This window comes from Enterococcus sp. DIV1639a, assembly GCF_050530445.1.
Classification (GTDB): Bacteria; Bacillota; Bacilli; order Lactobacillales; family Enterococcaceae; genus Enterococcus_B; species Enterococcus_B hirae.
The window spans coordinates 1,670,034-1,690,566 of the sequence record NZ_CP172886.1 but is presented as its reverse complement, the minus strand read 5'-3'; the positions used below and the strand labels follow the sequence as shown (position 1 = coordinate 1,690,566).

The 20,533-nt window shown below is 35.5% G+C and carries 17 protein-coding genes and 1 pseudogene; 17 read left to right on the top strand and 1 reads right to left on the bottom strand.

The window, feature by feature from the left end; all coding sequences use genetic code 11:
- Positions 1 to 8: 8 nt before the first annotated feature.
- From IGJ32_RS07560 to dnaJ, 17 genes and pseudogenes are all read left to right on the top strand, one after another.
- Positions 9 to 1,436, top strand: a complete 1,428-nt coding sequence (locus IGJ32_RS07560) for an alpha-L-fucosidase (protein ID WP_096710234.1) — start codon at positions 9 to 11, stop codon at positions 1,434 to 1,436.
- A 543-nt stretch (positions 1,437 to 1,979) separates the two neighbouring features.
- Complete coding sequence (locus IGJ32_RS07555) at positions 1,980 to 2,897, top strand: hypothetical protein (protein ID WP_161651420.1); 918 nt, start codon at positions 1,980 to 1,982, stop codon at positions 2,895 to 2,897.
- 16 nt (positions 2,898 to 2,913) lie between these two features.
- Positions 2,914 to 5,868, top strand: a complete 2,955-nt coding sequence (locus IGJ32_RS07550; RefSeq protein ID WP_342081989.1) for a discoidin domain-containing protein — start codon at positions 2,914 to 2,916, stop codon at positions 5,866 to 5,868.
- A gap of 503 nt (positions 5,869 to 6,371) precedes the next feature.
- Positions 6,372 to 7,124 (top strand): restriction endonuclease, encoded by a 753-nt coding sequence (locus IGJ32_RS07545; RefSeq protein ID WP_010718916.1) that lies wholly within the window; start codon positions 6,372 to 6,374, stop codon positions 7,122 to 7,124.
- A gap of 227 nt (positions 7,125 to 7,351) precedes the next feature.
- Positions 7,352 to 8,047, top strand: coding sequence for a hypothetical protein (locus IGJ32_RS07540; protein ID WP_342081988.1), 696 nt, complete (start codon positions 7,352 to 7,354; stop codon positions 8,045 to 8,047).
- Positions 8,048 to 8,642: 595 nt separating this feature from the next.
- Positions 8,643 to 8,834, top strand: a complete 192-nt coding sequence (locus IGJ32_RS07535; protein ID WP_010718919.1) for a hypothetical protein — start codon at positions 8,643 to 8,645, stop codon at positions 8,832 to 8,834.
- A gap of 401 nt (positions 8,835 to 9,235) precedes the next feature.
- Complete coding sequence (locus IGJ32_RS07530; RefSeq protein ID WP_063627228.1) at positions 9,236 to 10,258, top strand: HNH endonuclease; 1,023 nt, start codon at positions 9,236 to 9,238, stop codon at positions 10,256 to 10,258.
- 737 nt (positions 10,259 to 10,995) lie between these two features.
- Positions 10,996 to 11,127, top strand: coding sequence for a hypothetical protein (locus IGJ32_RS07525; protein ID WP_275890451.1), 132 nt, complete (start codon positions 10,996 to 10,998; stop codon positions 11,125 to 11,127).
- Between the two features lie 168 nt (positions 11,128 to 11,295).
- On the top strand, positions 11,296 to 11,622 hold the full coding sequence (locus IGJ32_RS07520; RefSeq protein WP_342081987.1) for a hypothetical protein: 327 nt from the start codon (positions 11,296 to 11,298) through the stop codon (positions 11,620 to 11,622).
- Between the two features lie 58 nt (positions 11,623 to 11,680).
- Positions 11,681 to 11,923 carry a hypothetical protein gene (locus IGJ32_RS07515; protein WP_010718931.1) on the top strand — a complete coding sequence of 81 codons (243 nt, stop codon included), beginning with the start codon at positions 11,681 to 11,683 and terminating at the stop codon, positions 11,921 to 11,923.
- Positions 11,923 to 12,324 (top strand): type II toxin-antitoxin system death-on-curing family toxin, encoded by a 402-nt coding sequence (locus tag IGJ32_RS07510; protein WP_053766865.1) that lies wholly within the window; start codon positions 11,923 to 11,925, stop codon positions 12,322 to 12,324. The genes IGJ32_RS07515 and IGJ32_RS07510 overlap by 1 nt, the downstream gene beginning before the upstream one ends.
- 154 nt (positions 12,325 to 12,478) lie before the next feature.
- Positions 12,479 to 12,667 (top strand): annotated as a pseudogene (locus IGJ32_RS07505) (tyrosine-type recombinase/integrase); the annotation flags it as partial.
- A gap of 89 nt (positions 12,668 to 12,756) precedes the next feature.
- Positions 12,757 to 13,923, top strand: coding sequence for a radical SAM family heme chaperone HemW (hemW, locus tag IGJ32_RS07500; protein WP_342081986.1), 1,167 nt, complete (start codon positions 12,757 to 12,759; stop codon positions 13,921 to 13,923).
- A 246-nt stretch (positions 13,924 to 14,169) separates the two neighbouring features.
- On the top strand, positions 14,170 to 15,213 hold the full coding sequence (gene hrcA, locus IGJ32_RS07495) for a heat-inducible transcriptional repressor HrcA (RefSeq protein ID WP_010718939.1): 1,044 nt from the start codon (positions 14,170 to 14,172) through the stop codon (positions 15,211 to 15,213).
- 45 nt (positions 15,214 to 15,258) lie between these two features.
- Positions 15,259 to 15,822: a nucleotide exchange factor GrpE gene (gene grpE / locus IGJ32_RS07490; protein ID WP_010718940.1), complete on the top strand. Its 564-nt coding sequence runs from the start codon at positions 15,259 to 15,261 to the stop codon at positions 15,820 to 15,822.
- A gap of 41 nt (positions 15,823 to 15,863) precedes the next feature.
- Complete coding sequence (gene dnaK, locus IGJ32_RS07485) at positions 15,864 to 17,696, top strand: molecular chaperone DnaK (RefSeq protein WP_342081985.1); 1,833 nt, start codon at positions 15,864 to 15,866, stop codon at positions 17,694 to 17,696.
- Between the two features lie 662 nt (positions 17,697 to 18,358).
- Entirely contained in the window at positions 18,359 to 19,525 is a 1,167-nt protein-coding gene (gene dnaJ / locus IGJ32_RS07480) for a molecular chaperone DnaJ (protein WP_010718942.1), read from the top strand.
- A gap of 269 nt (positions 19,526 to 19,794) precedes the next feature.
- Here the strand turns inward: dnaJ and IGJ32_RS07475 are convergent, their stop codons facing one another.
- Positions 19,795 to 20,532: an amino acid ABC transporter ATP-binding protein gene (locus tag IGJ32_RS07475; RefSeq protein WP_010718943.1), complete on the bottom strand. Its 738-nt coding sequence runs from the start codon at positions 20,530 to 20,532 to the stop codon at positions 19,795 to 19,797.
- Position 20,533 lies beyond the last annotated feature (1 nt).

Sequence of the window (20,533 nt, the reverse complement as noted above, 5' to 3'; positions counted from 1 at the left end):
GGACAAACATGGATATTAGTAAAGCAGTACAAGTTTACCCAAGCCAGCGTCAAATGACTTGGCAAGCAATGGAATTTTATGGATTTATCCATTTTGGCATGAATACCATGACGGACAGAGAATGGGGATTGGGTCACGAAGATCCCAACCTGTTTGATCCGAAAGAATTAAACTGTTTGGAATGGGCAAAAACCATGAAGTCAGCCGGTATGAAAGGTGCGATTTTAACTTGTAAACATCATGATGGTTTTTGTCTTTGGCCAAGTGCTTATTCGAAACATACCGTTGCCTCAAGTCTGTGGAAAGATGGACAAGGAGATGTGGTTAAAGAATTTGCTGATGCCTGTCGCCAAACAGGTTTGAAGTTTGGCATCTATTTATCTCCATGGGATCGAACTGAAGCCACATACGGTGAAGGAAAAAGCTATGATGATTTTTATGTCAATCAATTAACTGAATTATTAACACAGTATGGAGAAATTTTTGAAGTCTGGTTTGATGGTGCCAACGGTGAAGGGGATAATGGCAAACAACAGGTTTACGATTGGGATCGTTATTATGAGGTGATCCGTCGTCTACAACCACAGGCAGTGATTGCTGTTTGTGGACCAGATGTTCGCTGGGTTGGCAACGAAGCGGGTCAAACAAGAAAAAACGAGTGGAGTGTGGTTCCAGTCACATTGAGAAATGCTGAAAAAATTGCCAAGGATTCACAGCAAGTTGATGATGGTTTGTTTTCTCAGAAAGTCTCTAGCGTTGACGAAGATTTAGGTAGTCGTACTGCGTTGGAAAATTATACTGGTCAGTTAGTTTGGTACCCAGCCGAAGTGAATACTTCGATTCGCCCAGGTTGGTTTTATCATCAAAATGAAGATCAGAAAGTGCGAAGTAGTAACGAATTATTTGAACTCTATCGACGTTCTGTAGGCGGAAATGGTACTTTCTTATTAAACCTTCCACCAACACCAGCAGGCCAGCTAGCGGATCCTGATAAAAAGGTGTTAGCAGAACTAGGAAGGATGATTGAAGAAATCAAAACAAATCAACCTGAGTTACAAGGCGAATTAGTTTTTTCTTCTTCCTGTGAAGTAGTAGATCCAGTCGAATTTCAAATACAAAAAGAACAAAAGAAAAGCAGTTGGAAACCAGCTGCAGATGATTCCACCCCAATGATGACATTGTCTTGGCAAACTGCAAAAACGCTCAATACATTGATTTTGCAAGAAGACATTTCAGTTAGTCAACGAGTAGAGGGATGCAATATTTCCTATTTGACAGAAGAAGGCTATCAACCTTTGGCGAAGATTGAATCAATTGGATATAAACGTATCATTGATTTTGAGAAAATCACCACCACACAAATCAAGCTAGAGTTTGTTGCTTACAGAGAGTATCCTACTTTATCAGGACTTTATGCACTATTGGTGAACAAATAACTAACCGTTTAAAATCTATTTTTACAAAACTAAAAGCATTCATCCATCCAAGCACTGATCTCTTATGAATAAAATAGAAGAACTGTTTCAGTTACTAAGTGATCAGCTATGGTGGATGAGTGAAGGTAATTGATTGTGGAATGCTAAGCAAGAAAGGAAATGACTCACTAATTCCAAGAAAAAATAGTTGTTAGCTAAATCTAAAGATGGAAAGGTATTTTAATATTCAGGAATAGGTTAAAAAGCACAAACAATTTTTGTGTTGTGCTTTTTTATCTGAAATGAGTGTGTTTTTTTGATAAATCTCCACTGAAAAATAATGAGGTTGTTATTTTTAATTATAGGTTTTTTATTAATTTCCGATGGACAACTTTCATTAAAAGTCAGTTGGAAAAGCAGACGATGAAACAATTGATAGGGGATCAATCAAAAGTGGATGAAGATTTCTTTTATGACACATTTTAAGTGAGGTAAAAAGAGATGAAAAAAATAGGTGGGTTCTTTTTTGGTATATGTATTCTCTTATTTTTAGGAGGAAACGTAATGAATAGAAATCAAAACGTAGGTAAGTTTGAAGATTTGACTATCACGCAAACTGAATTTCACATGCAAATTAAAAATCATCTGGCAAACGTTAAGAATCGATATAAAAATGAGCAAATCACTGGATCGTTAGCTGAAAATAAAAAAGCAATCGAAGAATTACAAACGGCTTCTTGGGAGCGTGCGATTTGGGATAAAGCCATTTTTTTTATTGCAAAAAAGGAGGGGATCGGAGATTTTACTTCATATGCTGAAATCGTGAATACGATGGCAGATGAAAATAAACAGAGAGAGGAGAAAATTTCCAAAGGCGAAATCGTCTACGGTCTATCACGATTTGGATTGAATGAGTTTTATGGTCATCTTTTGGCTGAAACGAAAACAAGTCTGATCAAAAAGCTGTCACAAAAGAATGGCCCACTGTTTTGTTCTGATCAGGATGTTTATACACGTTTTCAAACCAACAAAGAGGAGTGGTTGCGAGCTGGTACAAATTATCGCTTAACAAAAGTAAGTTTACCCAAAGATTCAAAAGAGTATTCATTATTTCAAAATAGCGAATATCCATCACCAGAGGAGTGGTTAAAACATACTCCAGAAGCAAAGCAGAATGAAGAATATATTTCATTGGCTGAGGTGCAAAGTTTAAACGCTTATCAGCAAGAAAAAATGAATAAGATTGCTGATTTACAAGTAGGTTCATGTTCTGCTCTGATTGATAACGGAGCCAATGTTTATTTTTATCGATTAGAGGAAATAATTGTTAATGAAGACGAAGCATTGGAAAAAAATTATGAAAAAATCAAACAAACGATCATCAATGAAAAATTTGAGGCATATGTCCAATCCGTCATTTCTTCGAGTCGTACGACTAAAAGCGAACGACGATTAAAAGAAGCGATTCTCCAGGTTATTTAGAAGAAGGGAGTAACAAATGAAAACAAAAAAATTTAAAGTGTTGCTTTGTTTGGTATGTTTACTTGTCCCATTGCTTTTGCCGGTAGAAGGGTTAGCAAAAGAAATCAAATCGTTGGTAAATGAACAAAAAGTCATTCAAGAAGAGTATCTTCCCTTACCAGGAAATAGCACAAATCCTTATGGCGGTACAGATTACTATATTGATGCCACTTTAGGTAACGATGAAAATACAGGGAACTCAAAAGAACAACCTTGGCAAAATGTCACAAGAGCGAATAAAGTGACTTTTCAAGCAGGCGATCGCATTCTTTTAAAAAATGGAGAAGAATGGCAAGATCAACAATTATGGCCAAAGGGTTCTGGTGAAGAAGGAAAGCCAATTACCATCGATTGTTATGGTGATGCTGATTTAGGTCGACCTTATATCGCCACTAATGGAAATGTTGAAAATCCTGTGAACTACGTCGCAGGTACGTTCAAAAAAGATAAAGACAAAGTTGGTTTGACTGGAGCGGTCGTTCTTCGCAATCAGCAGTACTGGGAAATCCATAATTTAGAGCTTTCCAATGATGATGATTTCAACGAAGACATTAATGTATCTGCTAAGATTAAGTCAGTAGTGAGAGATGGGATTTCTGTCTCAATCAATGCGGATAAGTTCGCTCCGGAAGAAACCAATCGGATCATGCACGGCATCAAGATCACTAATTGTTATATCCACGATATCGATGGTCCGACTGATTGGCAACAGATCCATTATGGTGGGATCGTTTTTCAAGTATTCGGAGAAAAAAGTTATAAGGAATATGACGAAGGGCAGTATTATTTTAAAGATATCGTTATTGAAAATAATTCATTTAAAAAGACCGAACTTCATGCGATTGAATTTGCTTTTAATTGGTTCTACGATCGGGATTATGAATCAGGAGAATACGATGAAACAGGTAAATTTCATGAAGGCTGGGAGCAACTTTGGGTCAGAAATCGAGATTTGTATAGTCGAGATGTCAAAATAACTAATAACTATTGTGAAGATATCGGTCAAGGGGCCATTCAACTTGCAAATACAAAAGATATGGTAGTCGAATATAATGAAGTAAATGGATTTTTACAAAGGTATCATGCTGTTTCCTGCGGGTTATATCTATGGGCTGGAGCAGATACCGTCATGCAATACAATGAAGTATATGATGGACCTTGGGATGAGTATGATGGAACTCCTTGGGATTTAGAGTATACTAATTTTAATGTAACGTACCAGTATAATTATTCTCATGATAATGCGGCTGGGTGGATGGCTTATATGGGCAACAGCTCTAATTCCATCGCACGTTACAATTTAAGTGTCAATGATAATGGCGTGATCATGAAAAATATGTTATCAACTAATTATTCGCCTACGTTTATTACCAATAACATTTTTGTCTATGATGCAGAAAAAATGGATTGGTTCCACGATGAAGTTTTTAAAGATAAAGTTTATTTTATGAACAATGTTTTTTATAATACTTCAACTACTACACCAACAAAATGGTACCGTAAGGACGGGGCATTAAATCATGCAGTTTTTTCTAATAACGCGTTTTTTGAAACAGGCGGGGAACACTCACCACAAGAACCAAATGATCCTAAAAAAATAACGGCGAATCCGCAATTTGTGGGCAATCCTTTAAATTATAAACAAGGCAACGGAGTTCAAAATATTAGCAACTCAGCAGCTATTTTTAAATTAAAAGAAACTTCACCACTGATTGATGCCGGACGTTACCATCGTAGTTTAGGAACAACTGACTTTTTTGAAACACAATTGTATTATGGTACAGCACCAGATATCGGAATCCATGAATATATCCAAGGAGAAAAAGTGGAAAACCCGATCGATGATCAGCCAATTGAGATAGAAAAGGATCGAGAAAAAGAAAACTTAGCTTACAAGAAACCCATCACTGCCAATTATACACATCCACACAATAACTACTATTATAGTGCAGATAACTTAGTTGATCACGATACAACCACTCGATGGGCAGCCCCAGATCCAGAGCTAATGACTGAAGGTTATCCTATTAAAATTGAAATTGATTTTGAAAAAAACACTAAATTTGACGAAGTTTATCTTGATGAATTTTCTGATTCAGGTACCAATTTACGTATTCAATCCTTTGAACTACAAAAGTTGACTAGAGATGGAGAGTGGGAAACCTTTACCAAGCGAGATGATGGTATGGGTCACGACTTAACGTTAAATGATTTTGGGGAAATCGAATCAGCAAAGCTACGGTTATTGATCACGAGTCAAAAACCGACAGAATATTACACTCCAAGTATGACGGAAATTCAAGTTTATTCATCAAACAGTCAAATCGGATCTGAAGCTAGCATATCACCTCATGTTTTTGTTTATGATCAAAATCCTGCGATGCGGCAAGATAGCAATAACCAAATTCAATTTTTAGTTGATGTAGCCGATGATGAATTTACCAGTATCCGCTACATTGGCTCTGAAGGGAATGTTTTAGGAAGCTTAAACGAAGGAGTCGATTATCAATTTGATGGTCAAGTAATGAATATCTCGTCGACTTTTTTAACTTCTAAAGAGGTTGGTTCAGCAGGATTGCAATTTGAATTTAAATCAGGTAAGGCAATCAAAACAACGATGGAGTTAACAGACACTACCATGCTATGCGAACGAATCAATGAAGGTGAAAAACTTTCTGCTAAAAATGACCAACTCAAACAAGCGTTGATTGAAGCAAAAACAGTACTAGCTAAAGTCAATCGTGAGACCACTGCAATGGGCAATGATCAAGTAACCCATAGAGAAGTTGTTGAAGCAGAAATGGCACTAGCAAAAGCGATCACAGAATCTCACAATATCAACGACACTTCGATTCAAACAAACGCCAACCCTATTACCAATAAGCAAATCAAGGGTCATAGATTAGCGAGTCAATACACGCAGTTGTTTTAAGTAATTGACTAAAAACTCTGAATGGTTATTTTTTAGAGTAAACCTTGCAAAGCAAGATAGCCATCCACTACTATAACCAAGTTCATCCGAAGAACCTGAAAATGATGTAAGTTATTTTCGAGGTTCTTCGGATGTTTGTTGTAGATCTAAATTTTTGATCAACACAAGAACAAGTAACAATTCGATCTTTCCAAATAGGAAAAATCCTTTGTGTGACTCGGACACAAGTTATCTTTCCTTAAAATATAATCGAGCCTTTTTGATAAAGTTTCTTTGAGCATAGTAGAGGAATGATACCCAGTAAACGATAGTTCAAATCAATGATAATCAACGAGAACGCCGAAAAAAAACTATAATCTTCACAATAGTTCTAGTAAGCGAAGTATCAACGGATTGATTCTTTTAATAAAAATTATTTAAAAATTTTTATTATATAACAAATTAATACTCTTGTTATTGATTTACAATGTAATTGTCAGAACGATAAGCGAGAGGAGAAAATAATGGTTTTTAAATTCTTACAAAAATTCAAAGAAGCCAATCAACTGGAAAGCAGCGCTCAAGAAGTGGTTTCCAAACAATACTTAGAAATAAGAAAAACGTCTTTTGTGCAAAAGAAAGATGAGAAGATCGTAATCGACTTTTTAAGTGACATGGATAAAGATTTCGGTAGTAGCCAAGATGATCGAGTGAGGCAAGGAGAACATTTTGAGCAATTTTTAGCAGCAGCTTTCCGATTAGCAGGATACGGGGTTGAGATAACGAAGAAAAGTTATGTCAAAGATCATCGTAAGTATGTGGGAGATGGGGGTGTCGATTTAATTTTGACGAAAGAAAAAAAGCGGATCGCGGTACAAGCAAAATCCAATCGCTTAAACGCAAAACCCACACCGACACTGATTGGACGTAAAGATATCACTAATTTTTCAGGAATTTCAAATAAAAATTGGGATAAAAAAATGTTTATCACCACTTCATTTTTTTATCAACAGGTCTATGAAGAAATTGAACAAAATGAAAAAGCAAAAGAAATCGAGTGGTATGATCGCTACGGGTTATTACAATTATTAAATCAAATCATACCAGATACGATGCTAAAATTTCAGCTTTTAAATTCTTTGCCAATGGGTATAAAAATATGCCCCAAATGTAGCGAAGGAATCATAATTAATTGTCGGAATGGAAAAACCGGCCATCTATTTAAAGCATGTTCCTTACATTGTGGTCATACAGAAAAGTTCAACACAACGGAATGATTACATTAGTCAGCGATTCTTTTTCCAAAATCTCTACATATACTAATACAGTGATACTTCGATTGAATGCTAGTCAATACTATGGACGCTAAGACAGCGTTATAGTTTAAAAAATCCACAAAAAATATGTGATGCAGCCATACTTGGGAATAATTCCCCGTCAATTTTTCAATAGAAAGAATAAACAGTTCAAACAAGTGATTAAGAAAGGACTCTAGAATGGATAAATGACAAAAATACTCAAAGTAAAGCAAATTGAAGCAATGAAATTTTATACGGATATCTATCGAGAAGCAAGTTCATTCAGAAACATGTGGGTAATCAAACCCTTTTATCTGTTTTTATATGTTCTTAGCCTATGGATTAATACGTTATTTATTCTAGTTATTTTGGGCAGTAGTTTTTTATATTTAACTGGAAATACTCATGCTTATAATAATATTGAAACAATCTTTTACCAATTCATCGTGGCGACTGCGTTTCTGTTATTCTGTTACTATAAAAGATATCGAACAAAGCATGGTCGTCCTAAAAAATACCATAATTATTTATATAAACGAAAAGCCGAAAGAATGCTCGACGAACGAAGTATCAATCAATTGATTTTTGATGTGGAATACTTGATCAAAAAGAAAGAAAACCACGGAACCAGTATGTTAAGTATTTACCAAAACTTTATCGTAGCTTTGTGTTTTCCTATCACGATCTATCTTATCCAAAATTTTTTTGAGAAAGGCAGTATAAATTTTAGTACTTTTCTAATCAGTCTTTTTCCACTGACATTCATTTTTGGGATTTTTAAATCGAATAATTTATTTATATTAGTAAAAAGCCTTTATGTTGAAGATTATTATATGCTTGTTCATGTAAAAAAAGAATTAGAATATATGAAGACAATCAAAATAAATAAGACCAAACGTTGAAAATCGGTATTTATGTGTCTCACTCAATCAATAGAAAAATAAACAGCACCTAATCTGTTCCAAAATAGTAAAACCGTCATTTTAGAGATAGGTTATATTCAATCTAAAGCTCAAACTCATCCTCACAATGATATGGGGTCAACTTATTAGTAAATATCTGGAATACGACTAAGGCTAGAGTGCGCGGAATAAATTCATAAAGAGAGGGATATTAGATGAAGTATATCACTAAAAGTTGGTCATTTATTTCTATTTTAATCTTATTAATCATTTTTGAATTAGTTAACACATATCTTATTTGTCAGTTTCCTATTTATTTACGAATAGGCATACTTATGCTCATTGGGTGGGGATATGAAATAATCATAAGACGTTTTTTAAAACATTAACTATAAAAAACTATGGTAGAACATCATGAAAAAATACTATAAGATTATCTCTGATTTACGTTGAGCAACTTTAGAATCAGCGCTTAATACAGCATTTTCAAGAAAATAAGATAGAATTAAAAAAGGTTAGGCTGGTTTCCTACGAGAACTAGCTATAATGATGCTGGAATAGCTATAGCCGGAATAATATAGAGGAGTGAGTTTTCTTGTATAAAAACTGGAAAAAGTATACGAAAAACCATCCATACGCTAGTATTATCATTGTGGCGTTAGTAGCCAGTTTAATAGGTATTTTTATCGAATATTTACTGAATCGAGACTTTCTAAGAAGCGGCTTTGGAGTAACGTTGATTTTGATTATCGGGCAGATAGTTGTTGTAAAGAAAAATAAGAAATAATTTACTGAAATAAAGTGTCGGGGTAAGGAGAGTTTAAGTAATACAAGATTTAAAATTTTAAATAATAAATATTCAAGTCATATCTGAAATTTGATATGACTTTTTTGCTTTTAGATTTTTTGAACAGTATAAAGAAAATGATTAATTTTGCAGAAGAAAAATTATCTGTGGATACAAATATCTTGTTTTTTTAAAATGATTTTTTATTTATAATGTTTAGTTAATAGTATATATCTACAAAGTAATCTTTCAGAAATATGGCTAGTAAAAGTAAACGTAGACGATGTATAATAAAGATGTTTTAATATGTTATAGATATCTTGAACAATAAGATATTTTTTATTAAACTTTTGAATTTTTTTGATCATAATTATATTGATGCCATTAGGAGATACATTGTTATGGGAACAACACTAATTACTAAAAAAGATTTACTTAAAAAATTAGATATAACTACAGAAGTATTAAATTATTTAGTTAGACATGGTATGCCAAAAGATGAAGAAATGTTTGATTTTGCCAAAGTGATTTCATGGAGAGAAGAATGGTCAAAAAAAATATTGGGTAATATAGAAGTGGGTGAAGTTTTTACTAATAAAGAAGTTGCAGAGAAATTTAAATGTTCTATGCAAGGCGGAATGAGAAGATCCCATAAAACTAATACTCTTGTACTCTTTAGTGATCAAACAGGAGGCAATGTTTATAAAGATAAATGGTTAAATGGTATTTTACAATACACAGGTATGGGTTTGAATGGTGACCAACTATTAGATAAAGCTCAAAATAAAGTTTTAGCTAATTCAAAATCTAATTTTGTAAAGCTTCATCTATTTGAAACCTTTAAACCAAAAGAACACACATATTTAGGAGAAGTATATTTAGCAGGAAAAATATATACTGATAATGAGCAAGATAATAGCGGTAAAATGAGGAAAGTATATAAATTTCCTTTAGCTTTAATAAATCAAAAGCAATTGATAGAAGATAAAGAGATATACAGTCATGAAGAGAATCAAATTAGATATGTTCGTAATTTGTCTAATATTAAAATAGAAGAGGAGGCAAGAAAAATTAGCAGTTATAACAAAAAAATGGCTGTTAAATATGGTAATAAAGAAGAGTTTTTATTTTCAAAAACAAAAGTATATAAACGAAATGTTTTCATATCCGAATACGTTAAGCGACTTGCAAAAGGCATCTGCCAACTCTGTCAAGAAAAAGCACCATTTATAAAAGACGGTGTACCTTATTTGCATTGTCATCACATAGAGTATTTATCAGAAGGGGGGAAAGATGTAATTGAAAATTGTATTGCATTATGTCCAAACTGTCACGCTAGAATTCATGAACTTGAGTTGCCAGATGATAAAGATAAACTAATTAAGATTGTTGCGGAGAGAGAGTATAAACTGAATCACATATAAAGAAAAATTAGCAACTTCGTTAAACCTTCTATACTTTTATAGGTATTGTATTATGCGAGCGTTCGCTATAAAAAGACTGGGTTGTATCAATATTTGTTCGAAGTTCTTTTTCATGGTCTTCTGGTAAATAGGCGTCTTCTAGAATCATATTAGAAAATGCGTGAGATTTTCCAAGATAGGGAATATCTTCATAGTAACGGAGGAGCTCATACATTTTTGTAAAGTTCTAGGTTCGAGTATTAGGATCGGAAAGTCATTGTCAAATAAAGTAACTTTTACGCTTTATGGATATTTAAATATAAAATAATGAAACAATTGAACAAAAGAGAAAGGGTATGCTATAATAAACATGAAAAAAGGAACTGCGTCAACAGTTCCCTTTTGACAGCACCGTTTAAGACGGTGGCTCAGTTTAATAATAGTTACAAAAAATAACCGTTCAAACTGCCTAAGTTTAAATTGCGGTTATTTTTTGTCGTTTTTGTGATTGCTGATTGTCAGAACTAACGTTGCAAAAGCTATTGCAAACATTAGCGCTTCAAAAACAGACAAGCTTATTCCTTTCTAGGGATCAAGCCACAAATCAACATAGGCATCACCCCATTTCTATTGGGATTAGCCACCGCATAAACTTTACTGTCTCAACTATTATAGCATATAGACCTAGTTATTTCCTTGGAAATCCAAGCATAACTAGGTCTATTTTTTTGCCTAAAAATAAGAAATCAAGAGGAACTATGAATTTAAAAAAGATCAAGAAAAAGGAGAAAAAAGAGAAACTTCCGAAAGTGAAAAAATTGTCACAACAAAAAGCGAATAAAGTGGTTTTTACTGGCGTTTGTTTGCTAGTGATTGGCTTCAACTATTGAAGTAATTCGAGCAAATGTAGTGACAACTAATTTTGATCAACTATCCAAACAGGTGGGTCAATTAGCTAAGTACAAAAATAAAGAAGAAATCTAAGAAGAAGGTTTTATCAAATTATCTTTATAGATATGTAAACGGAAATTCCTATAGAAAATCCAGAAGATCGTTCATTGGCAGAATCAGATAAGCTAACTCTCGAACAAGAGCTACCACTAGATGAGAAAGAGGAGTTTGATGAACCACAGAATCCTGAAGAGATGAATAATCTAAATGTGACCGTGGATAACTTGGAAGAACTTGCATTAACCCAAGCAGGAAAAGCTTATTTTGATCAAGAACAAGATCAAGAATTACTAACGAAGTATGTGCTACCTATGAATCGAATGGAACAATTAGAACCAGATTTTAGAAGTTTGGAAGAATCAGAAAAACTTTTATTTAGTTTAATCGCAGAACAAGAAAATGAGAAAGAGAACACAAAAAATTCCTTCAATTGATATACGCCCTGGTTTAAGCTATACTGTATATACGGTATAACTTAAGGAGGCGTTTAAGATGGAAATCAAGGAAAGAAAAATTAGAAAAAGTGGAAATTCAATCGTTTTGACTTTGTCAAAAGAAGTATTGGAAAAAATCGGTGTAAAAGAAAATGATTTTGTTTATGTAGATGAAGAAAAGTTAATTGAAGCCATCAGTAAAAAAGAGCCAAAATCTTCACACGACTTAAAAATAGACCAATTGATTAATGATTCATTTCATGACTATGAACAGATGTACAAGGAGTTGGCAAACCATTGATCAACTACCTGACAGAAAAAGATATCATTAAAATGAATGTCCACTTAATCAGCTGGCAAACACCAGGTGAAATGACCGGTGTAAGAGACGCAAGTGCATTAGCTATGGCTGTAAACCAGCCGCGTCAGGAAATATTTGGTCAAGAGTTGTACGAAACGATTGAAGAAAAAGCAGCCATCTTAGGAATCAATCTTATTAAGAAACACCCCTTTCAAAATGCAAATAAACGTACCGCTTTTATGGCGATGGATGTCTTTTTACGGTTAAATCAGGTCAAAGTATCCTTTAAACAAAACGAAGCCATTGATTTTGTTGTCAAGATAGCTACGCATGATTCAGAAGATTTTGATCAATTAAAAAGAAGTGTTGTCGACACAATTAATGATCATATGATGAACTAAAAATTTATAATTAAGTGTTTTATAAAAAAGAAAGAAGATTGATGAGGAAATCAGTCTTCTTTTTTTGCGTAACAGAGGTGAAAAATGAAAAAAATTGCGTATTTAATTATAGCTACTTCTTTTCTCATGTTATTTCCATTTCAATTATTCTAATAAACATGTGACTACGCATACTTTTCGCTACACACATATTTCTCTCTTGGCAGAAGCAGGCGTTCCAATTAAAGCGATCATGGAACGAGTGGGTCATTCCAACATGAAAACAACTTTAGAAATTTATAACCAAGTAACCAACACAACCAAAGAAAAACTAGTCCAAGAAGTCGATTCTTGGATTTTTTAGTGGATTTGTTTGGAAAATACGGTTAGTATGCTTTTATAAGAGTGGTCGAAAACAGGTACGACTTTTCGACGTAAGGAGAATTTAGTTGAATGAATGAAACAACCAATCCCGCAGAACAAAAGGTTTCTGCGTATATCCATATCCCGTTTTGTGAGCATATCTGTTATTACTGTGACTTTAATAAAGTATTTTTAGAAGGTCAACCCGTAGATGAATATGTCGAGATGCTTCTAAAAGAAATAGAAATCACACTTGAACAACATCCTGTAAAAGAATTAGAAACACTGTATGTTGGTGGTGGGACCCCTACGTCTTTGACTGCAGTGCAATTGGATCGTTTGTTAGCAGGCGCTAGGGAAATATTGCCTTTTAAGGAAGGAAAAGAATTTACGGTTGAAGCGAATCCTGGAGATCTAACGAAAGAAAAGCTTCAGGTCATGAAAAATTATGGAGTGAATCGTTTATCAATGGGGGTGCAAACTTTTGATAATCGGTTGCTGAAAAAAATTGGGCGGAAACATACCGCAGAGGATGTTTACCAAACAATGCGTTTTTTAGAAGAAGAAAACTTTACGAATGTGAGTATTGATCTGATTTATGCGTTACCTGGACAAACGTTAGAGGGCTACCGAGAGACATTGAATCAAGCACTTGCACTTGATTTGCCCCATTATTCATTGTATTCATTGATTTTAGAAAATAAAACGATGTTTATGAATTGGGTGCGGCAAGGGCGTTTAGAACTGCCTGATCAAGAAACCGAAACGCGGATGTTTGAAGAAACCATACAAGCAATGGAAAAAAAGGGGCGTCATCAATATGAGATCAGTAATTTTGGGTTGGAGGGGCATGAATCAAAACACAATTTGATGTATTGGAACAATGATCATTATTTTGGCTTTGGCGCAGGTGCAAGTGGATATCTTGGGAATAAACGATACCGTAATAAGGGACCGATTCAACATTATTTACGTCCATTAAGAGCAGGAGAACTCCCTGTTTTGGAAACTGAAGTACTTTTAAGAGAAAATCAAATCGAGGAAGAAATGTTTCTTGGGTTAAGGAAAAAGATAGGAATTTCCAAACGACATTTTTACGAACGTTATCAGCAAACAATCGAATCGCTTTATTCAAAGGTTTTGACAGATTTAGAAAAAGAAGGATTATTGGTCAATGAATCCGATCGAATTTATTTAACGCCAAAAGGAACTTTTCTAGGAAATGAAGTATTTGAACGTTTCTTGCTTGAAAAATAGTTGTGAGAGGTCAATAAAACCTTTAAATTTCTTTATAGATCGATTAAATAATGGAAGGTATTAAGAAACCTATTTATCTTTCGTGTTGATCTATCAATGTATTTATCAGAGAATGCCGCTTTTAGCACTCGTTAAATGAGAGTGCTAAAAGTGGTGTTCTTTTTCTTGACACACTATGCGCTTCTTGCTATATTAGTAAATGGGTTAGCACTTAGAAGATATGAGTGCTAATGAGAGGTGAAGAAGATGTTAACACAAAGACAAAGTGAGATTTTACGTCTGATCATCCAAAACTATACGAGTAGCGGTATACCCGTTGGCTCCAAAACCTTAATGGAAGATGGAGTCAAGGCAAGCTCAGCAACGATCCGTAATGACATGAAAGCCTTAGAAGATGCTGGGTTGTTACTTAAAACTCATTCTTCATCAGGAAGGATTCCTTCAGCATTAGGTTATCGGCATTATGTGGATCATTTGCTAAAACCTGCTCGTGTAACCAATGATGATCTGCAGCAGATTCGGCTGTCTTTAAGCAAAGAATTTCATGAAATTAACGAGATTATTCAACAATCTGCTGAGATTTTATCCGAGCTGACTAGTTACACAACCTTCTCGTTAGGCCCAGAAATTAAAGACCGCCGTTTGACTGGTTTTCGTATCGTTCCTTTAAATAGTCGTCAAGTGATTGCGATTGTAGTAACCGATAAAGGAAATGTAGAAAGCCAAGTTTTTACACTTCCTGAAAATCTAGGAAGCCAAGATTTAGAAAAAATTGTTCGCATTGTCAATGAACGATTGGTGGGAGATCCATTGATGACTGTCTATCATAAATTGCGGACAGAGATTCCAATGATTTTGCATAGATATTTTCAGACAACTGAAGGGATATCAAATCTTTTTGATACGATACTCGGACATGCGTTTGAAGACAAAATTTATGTAAGTGGACAAATGAATCTACTAGATTATGAACTCCACCAAGATCTGGAGCAATTCAAATCGATGTTTTCGTTTATGACAGATACTTATGAATTAACCCAAATGATCGTCCCAACGGATAGTAACATCCACATCAAAATTGGATCTGAATTAGGAAATGAGCTTTTACAAAATATGAGCATGATCCAAGCAAGTTACGAGATTGCTGGACACGGTCGAGGTACAATAGCCTTGTTGGGACCAACCAGTATGCCTTATTCAAAAATGCTGGGTCTGGTAGATGTCTATCGTCAAGAATTAGCGAACAAGCTTGCTGATTATTATCGATCAATTGATTTGACTGGATCTTAGCATGAAAACGAATCACTGACTGATTAACGAAAAGGAGTGTGTCTTGTGAAAGAAAAAAAAGAAGAGTTAGAAAAAGACGTAGCGGATATTCAAGAAGATACGGAAATCGATACGGAAGCGACGGAAGACTCAGGTGTCTCTGACGTAGAAGCTGAAGAATTTGAGCGTTTAAATTTAAAGGCTGAAATGGAAGAGTTGGAAGATAAATATTTACGTGCTCGAGCTGAGATTGCAAATATTGCAAATCGAAGTAAAAATGAGCGTGAACAATTACAAAAATATCGTTCACAAGATCTTGCTAAAAAATTATTACCTTCAATTGATAACTTAGAGCGTGCTTTGGCTACAGATGTGGCTGATGATCAGGGTGCAAGTTTGAAAAAAGGTGTCGAAATGGTACTAGAAAGCTTGAAACAAGCACTTAAAGAAGAAGGAATCGAAAAAATCCCAGCAAAAGGAGAGGCTTTTGATCCGAACCTCCATCAAGCTGTACAAACCGTGCCAGCGACTGAGGAACTTCCAGCTGACACAATCGTCGAAGTACTACAAGAAGGTTACAAATTACATGACCGCGTATTAAGACCAACAATGGTTATTGTTGCGCAATAATGTCATGATATAAAATTAACTAAGATAAGGAGACGTTAATTATGAGTAAAATTATCGGTATTGACTTAGGTACAACCAATTCAGCAGTAGCTGTTTTAGAAGGAAACGAAGCAAAAATTATTGCAAATCCAGAAGGTAACCGTACAACTCCTTCTGTTGTCTCATTTAAAAATGGGGAAATTCAAGTGGGTGAAGTTGCTAAACGTCAAGCAGTAACGAACCCAAATACGATTTCATCGATCAAACGCCATATCGGTGAACCAGGCTATAAAGTAGAAGTAGAAGGAAAATCATATACACCACAAGAAATCTCTGCAATGATCCTTCAATATATCAAAGGATTCGCTGAAGACTATCTAGGTGAAAAAGTTGAAAAAGCAGTTATTACTGTACCTGCTTACTTCAATGATGCACAACGTCAAGCAACAAAAGATGCTGGTAAAATTGCTGGCTTAGAAGTTGAACGTATTGTAAATGAACCAACTGCTGCAGCGCTTGCTTATGGCTTGGATAAAACAGATCGTGATGAAAAAATCCTAGTATTTGACCTTGGTGGTGGTACGTTCGACGTATCTATCCTTGAATTAGGTGATGGCGTATTTGATGTACTATCAACAGCTGGAGATAACCATCTAGGTGGGGATGACTTCGATAACAAAATCATTGATTACATGGTAGCTGAGTTCAAAAAAGAAAACGGCATTGATTTATCACAAGATAAAATGGCATTGCAACGTTTGAAAGATGCTGCAGAAAAAGCGAAAAAAGATTTATCTGGAGTATCAAGCACACAAATCAGCTTACCGTTCATCACAGCTGGCGAAGCAGGTCCTCTTCACTTAGAAATGACATTGACTCGTGCGAAATTTGATGAATTAACCGCTGATTTAGTAGAGCGTACAAAAATTCCAGTACGACAAGCCTTGAAAGATGCTGGTTTATCACAATCTGAAATTGATGAAGTTATCTTAGTTGGTGGTTCAACACGTATTCCTGCAGTTGTTGAAGCAGTAAGAAAAGAAACTGGAAAAGAACCAAACAAATCTGTAAACCCAGATGAAGTAGTAGCGATGGGTGCTGCTATCCAAGGTGGGGTTATCACAGGTGATGTCAAAGACGTTGTGTTACTTGATGTTACTCCGTTATCACTAGGTATTGAAACAATGGGTGGCGTCTTTACTAAATTAATTGATCGAAACACAACGATCCCTACAAGTAAATCACAAGTGTTCTCAACGGCTGCAGATAATCAACCTGCTGTAGATATCCATGTCTTGCAAGGTGAACGTCCGATGGCTGCTGACAACAAAACGTTAGGAAGATTCCAATTAACAGATATTCCTGCAGCACCACGTGGTGTGCCACAAATCGAAGTTACTTTTGACATTGATAAAAATGGTATCGTGAATGTTTCTGCTAAAGACCTAGGTACACAAAAAGAACAAAAAATCACGATTAAATCTTCTTCAGGTCTAACTGATGATGAAATCGAACGCATGGTAAAAGATGCAGAAGCGAATGCAGAAGCAGATAAAGCACGTAAAGAAGAAGTGGATTTACGTAACGATATTGATGCTTTACTATTCTCAGTTGACAAAACACTCAAAGAATTAGAAGGTAAAGTTGACGCAGAAGAAGTGAAAAAAGCGGAAGAAGCTCGCGATGAATTGAAAGCTGCTGTTGAAGCAAACAATATCGAAGAAATGAAAACAAAACGTGATGCATTGAATGAAATCGTGCAAAATTTGACAGTTAAATTGTATGAACAAGCTGCGCAACAACAAGCACAAGAAAATCCAGAAGCAGCGCAAACAGGTGCAGATGATGTAGTAGACGCTGACTTTGAAGAAGTCGACGGAGACGACAAAAAATAATCTCATTAAATAATCGTTAGCTGTTTAGTAGAAATGACAAGTTTCAGTAGAGAAGGTTTTCCCCTTCTCTAGTTGGGACTGTTATCATACAATACAACCTTTTGAATACGTTGTTAAACAATATTAAGCAGGATCTAAAAGACGAGTGAATCGAAGTTTATACAACAATTTACTTTACCATTCGTTTTTAGTGTTAATGCTTGAAAGAAGGTTTAGCAAAAGAGATCAGCTCTAAGAAATAATCCGAAGAATGCGAAAATAGATTCTCATATTTTCGAGATTCTTCGGATTATTTTCCGATAGTGCTACATTTAGAGTGGTCTAAAAGGTTAGTAGGCGTTCGCTTTCAAGAATGATGCGCAAAATAGAGACCTTATTGTTTGGAGATTTGATGTGCATGATTATGCCTGTTGAATAACAGAAGTCATAAGAACAATGGGAGAATTTCTTGGACAATAGCTGTTGCTTTGAGGTAGTTCGATCTGGTCATAAGATAAGATTTGAGGAACATTCTTTCTTCAATTTGGAAAACTTGACTTAGGTATGAGCCTTAAACTAGCTTCCTTTTTTAAATACTTGAAAGTAGCAGTTTTTGTTTTCGTAAAAGTATGATATGATAACAAGCGACGTGGAAATGATGAGAACCAATAGGAGGAAAGCCTATGGCAACAAAACGTGATTATTATGAAGTCTTAGGGCTCTCAAAAGGGGCTTCTGAAGATGAAATCAAAAAAGCTTATCGAAAGCTATCAAAAAAATATCATCCAGATATCAATAAAGAAGCTGATGCAGAAGAGAAATTCAAAGAAGTGTCAGAAGCTTATGAAATTTTAAGTGACCCGCAAAAACGGGCGGCTTATGATCAATACGGACATGCAGGTACCGATCCAAACTACGGCGCTGGTGGAGCCGGCGGAGGTTTTGGTGGTTTTGGCGGCTTTTCAGGAGGCGGCTTTGGTGGTTTCGAAGATATCTTTGATTCATTCTTTGGCGGTGGCGGTCGTACGGTAGACCCTAATGCGCCAAGACAGGGTGCGGATTTACAGTATACGATCGATCTTTCTTTTGAAGAAGCGATTTTTGGCGTAGAAAAAGAAATCAAGTATAACCGAGAAGAAATTTGTCATACTTGTCATGGAAATGGTGCGAAACCTGGAACACAACCAACAACTTGTCATAAGTGTCATGGATCAGGAACAATCAATGTGGAACGTCAAACGCCACTTGGCCGTGTGATGAGTCGTCAAACTTGTGACGTTTGTCATGGTACTGGTAAAGAAATCAAAGATCCTTGTCCAACTTGTCATGGTTCTGGTCACGAAAAGAAAGCACATTCTGTTAAAGTGAATGTACCAGCAGGTGTAGAAGAAGGACAACAAATGCGTCTGGCAGGTCAAGGTGAAGCTGGAGAAAACGGCGGACCATTTGGTGATCTATATGTTGTATTCCGTGTGGAAGAAAGTGATATTTTCGATCGTGATGGTTCAGAGATCTATTACGAATTGCCATTGAGTTTTGTACAAGCTGCTTTAGGTGATGAAGTAAAAGTGCCAACCGTTCATGGAGATGTCAAACTTAAAATTCCGGCAGGTACGCAAACAGGAACGAATTTCCGTTTACGTGGCAAAGGAGCGCCTAAACTTCGTGGAGGAGCTACTGGGGATCAACATGTGAAAGTGAAGTTGATCACGCCGAAGAACTTAAATGAACAGCAACGTGAAGCATTGCGTGCTTTTGCTGAAGCTGGCGGCATCAAAGTAGAAGAACAACAAGAAGATGGCTTCTTTGATAAAGTGAAAGATGCCTTTGGCGGTAAGAAAAGAAAATAAAAGAAAAGCAAATCAATAAATTCAGTTAGTGTCTCTGGCAGTTAGACCAACATCTAATTGCTGGAGAATCGCCAGCCTCTTATTGATTTGCTTTTTTTATTTAGACAGGAGAAAGTGGCAAACAAATAATTAAAGCAGGGGCGAAAGAAGAGGAGAAAAAGGAAGTAAGTGTTTTTTTTGTCAATTTTATAAATGTTTTTAAAATAAAGACCGTTGCAAGGGATAGGCATCCTTTTGCAACGGTCTTTAACAATTTCATCATCTTAAGGTTAAATATCTAGTACTTTATCTAGGAAATCTTTTGTTCGTTCATTTTGTGGATTTTCAAAGATTTGTTGTGGTGTGCCATCTTCTAGGAAATTCCCTCCATCAATAAACATGACACGATTGGCAACTTCTTTAGCAAAGCCCATTTCGTGTGTAACGATAACCATCGTCATCCCTTGCTTAGCTAATTTTTTCATGACGTTCAAGACATCTCCGACCATTTCCGGGTCTAGTGCAGAAGTTGGTTCGTCGAAGAGCATGATATCAGGATTCATCGCTAGAGCACGAGCGATAGCGACCCGTTGCTTTTGTCCACCAGAAAGCATTTCTGGATACATGTCTTTTTTATCTTCAAGGCCGACGGTTTGTAGCAATTTGATTGCTTTCTTTTCAGCGGCTTCTTTTGATTCTTTTTTCAAATCCATTGGTGCTAATGTAATGTTTTCTAGCACTGAAAGATGTGGAAATAAATTAAAATGTTGGAATACCATTCCGATGTGTTGTCTTACCAAATTGATATCGGTGTTTTTGTCCATTAAGTGGGCCCCATCAATGATGATTTCGCCGTCTGAAGGCTCTTCTAAACGGTTTAAACAACGTAGGAAGGTACTTTTTCCTGAACCGGAAGGACCGATGATACAAACAACGTCACCTTCGTTGATTGAAACATTGATATCATTTAAAACGGTATTTTCACCGTATTTTTTTACAAGATGTTCAACTAGAATTTTTTCAGCCATC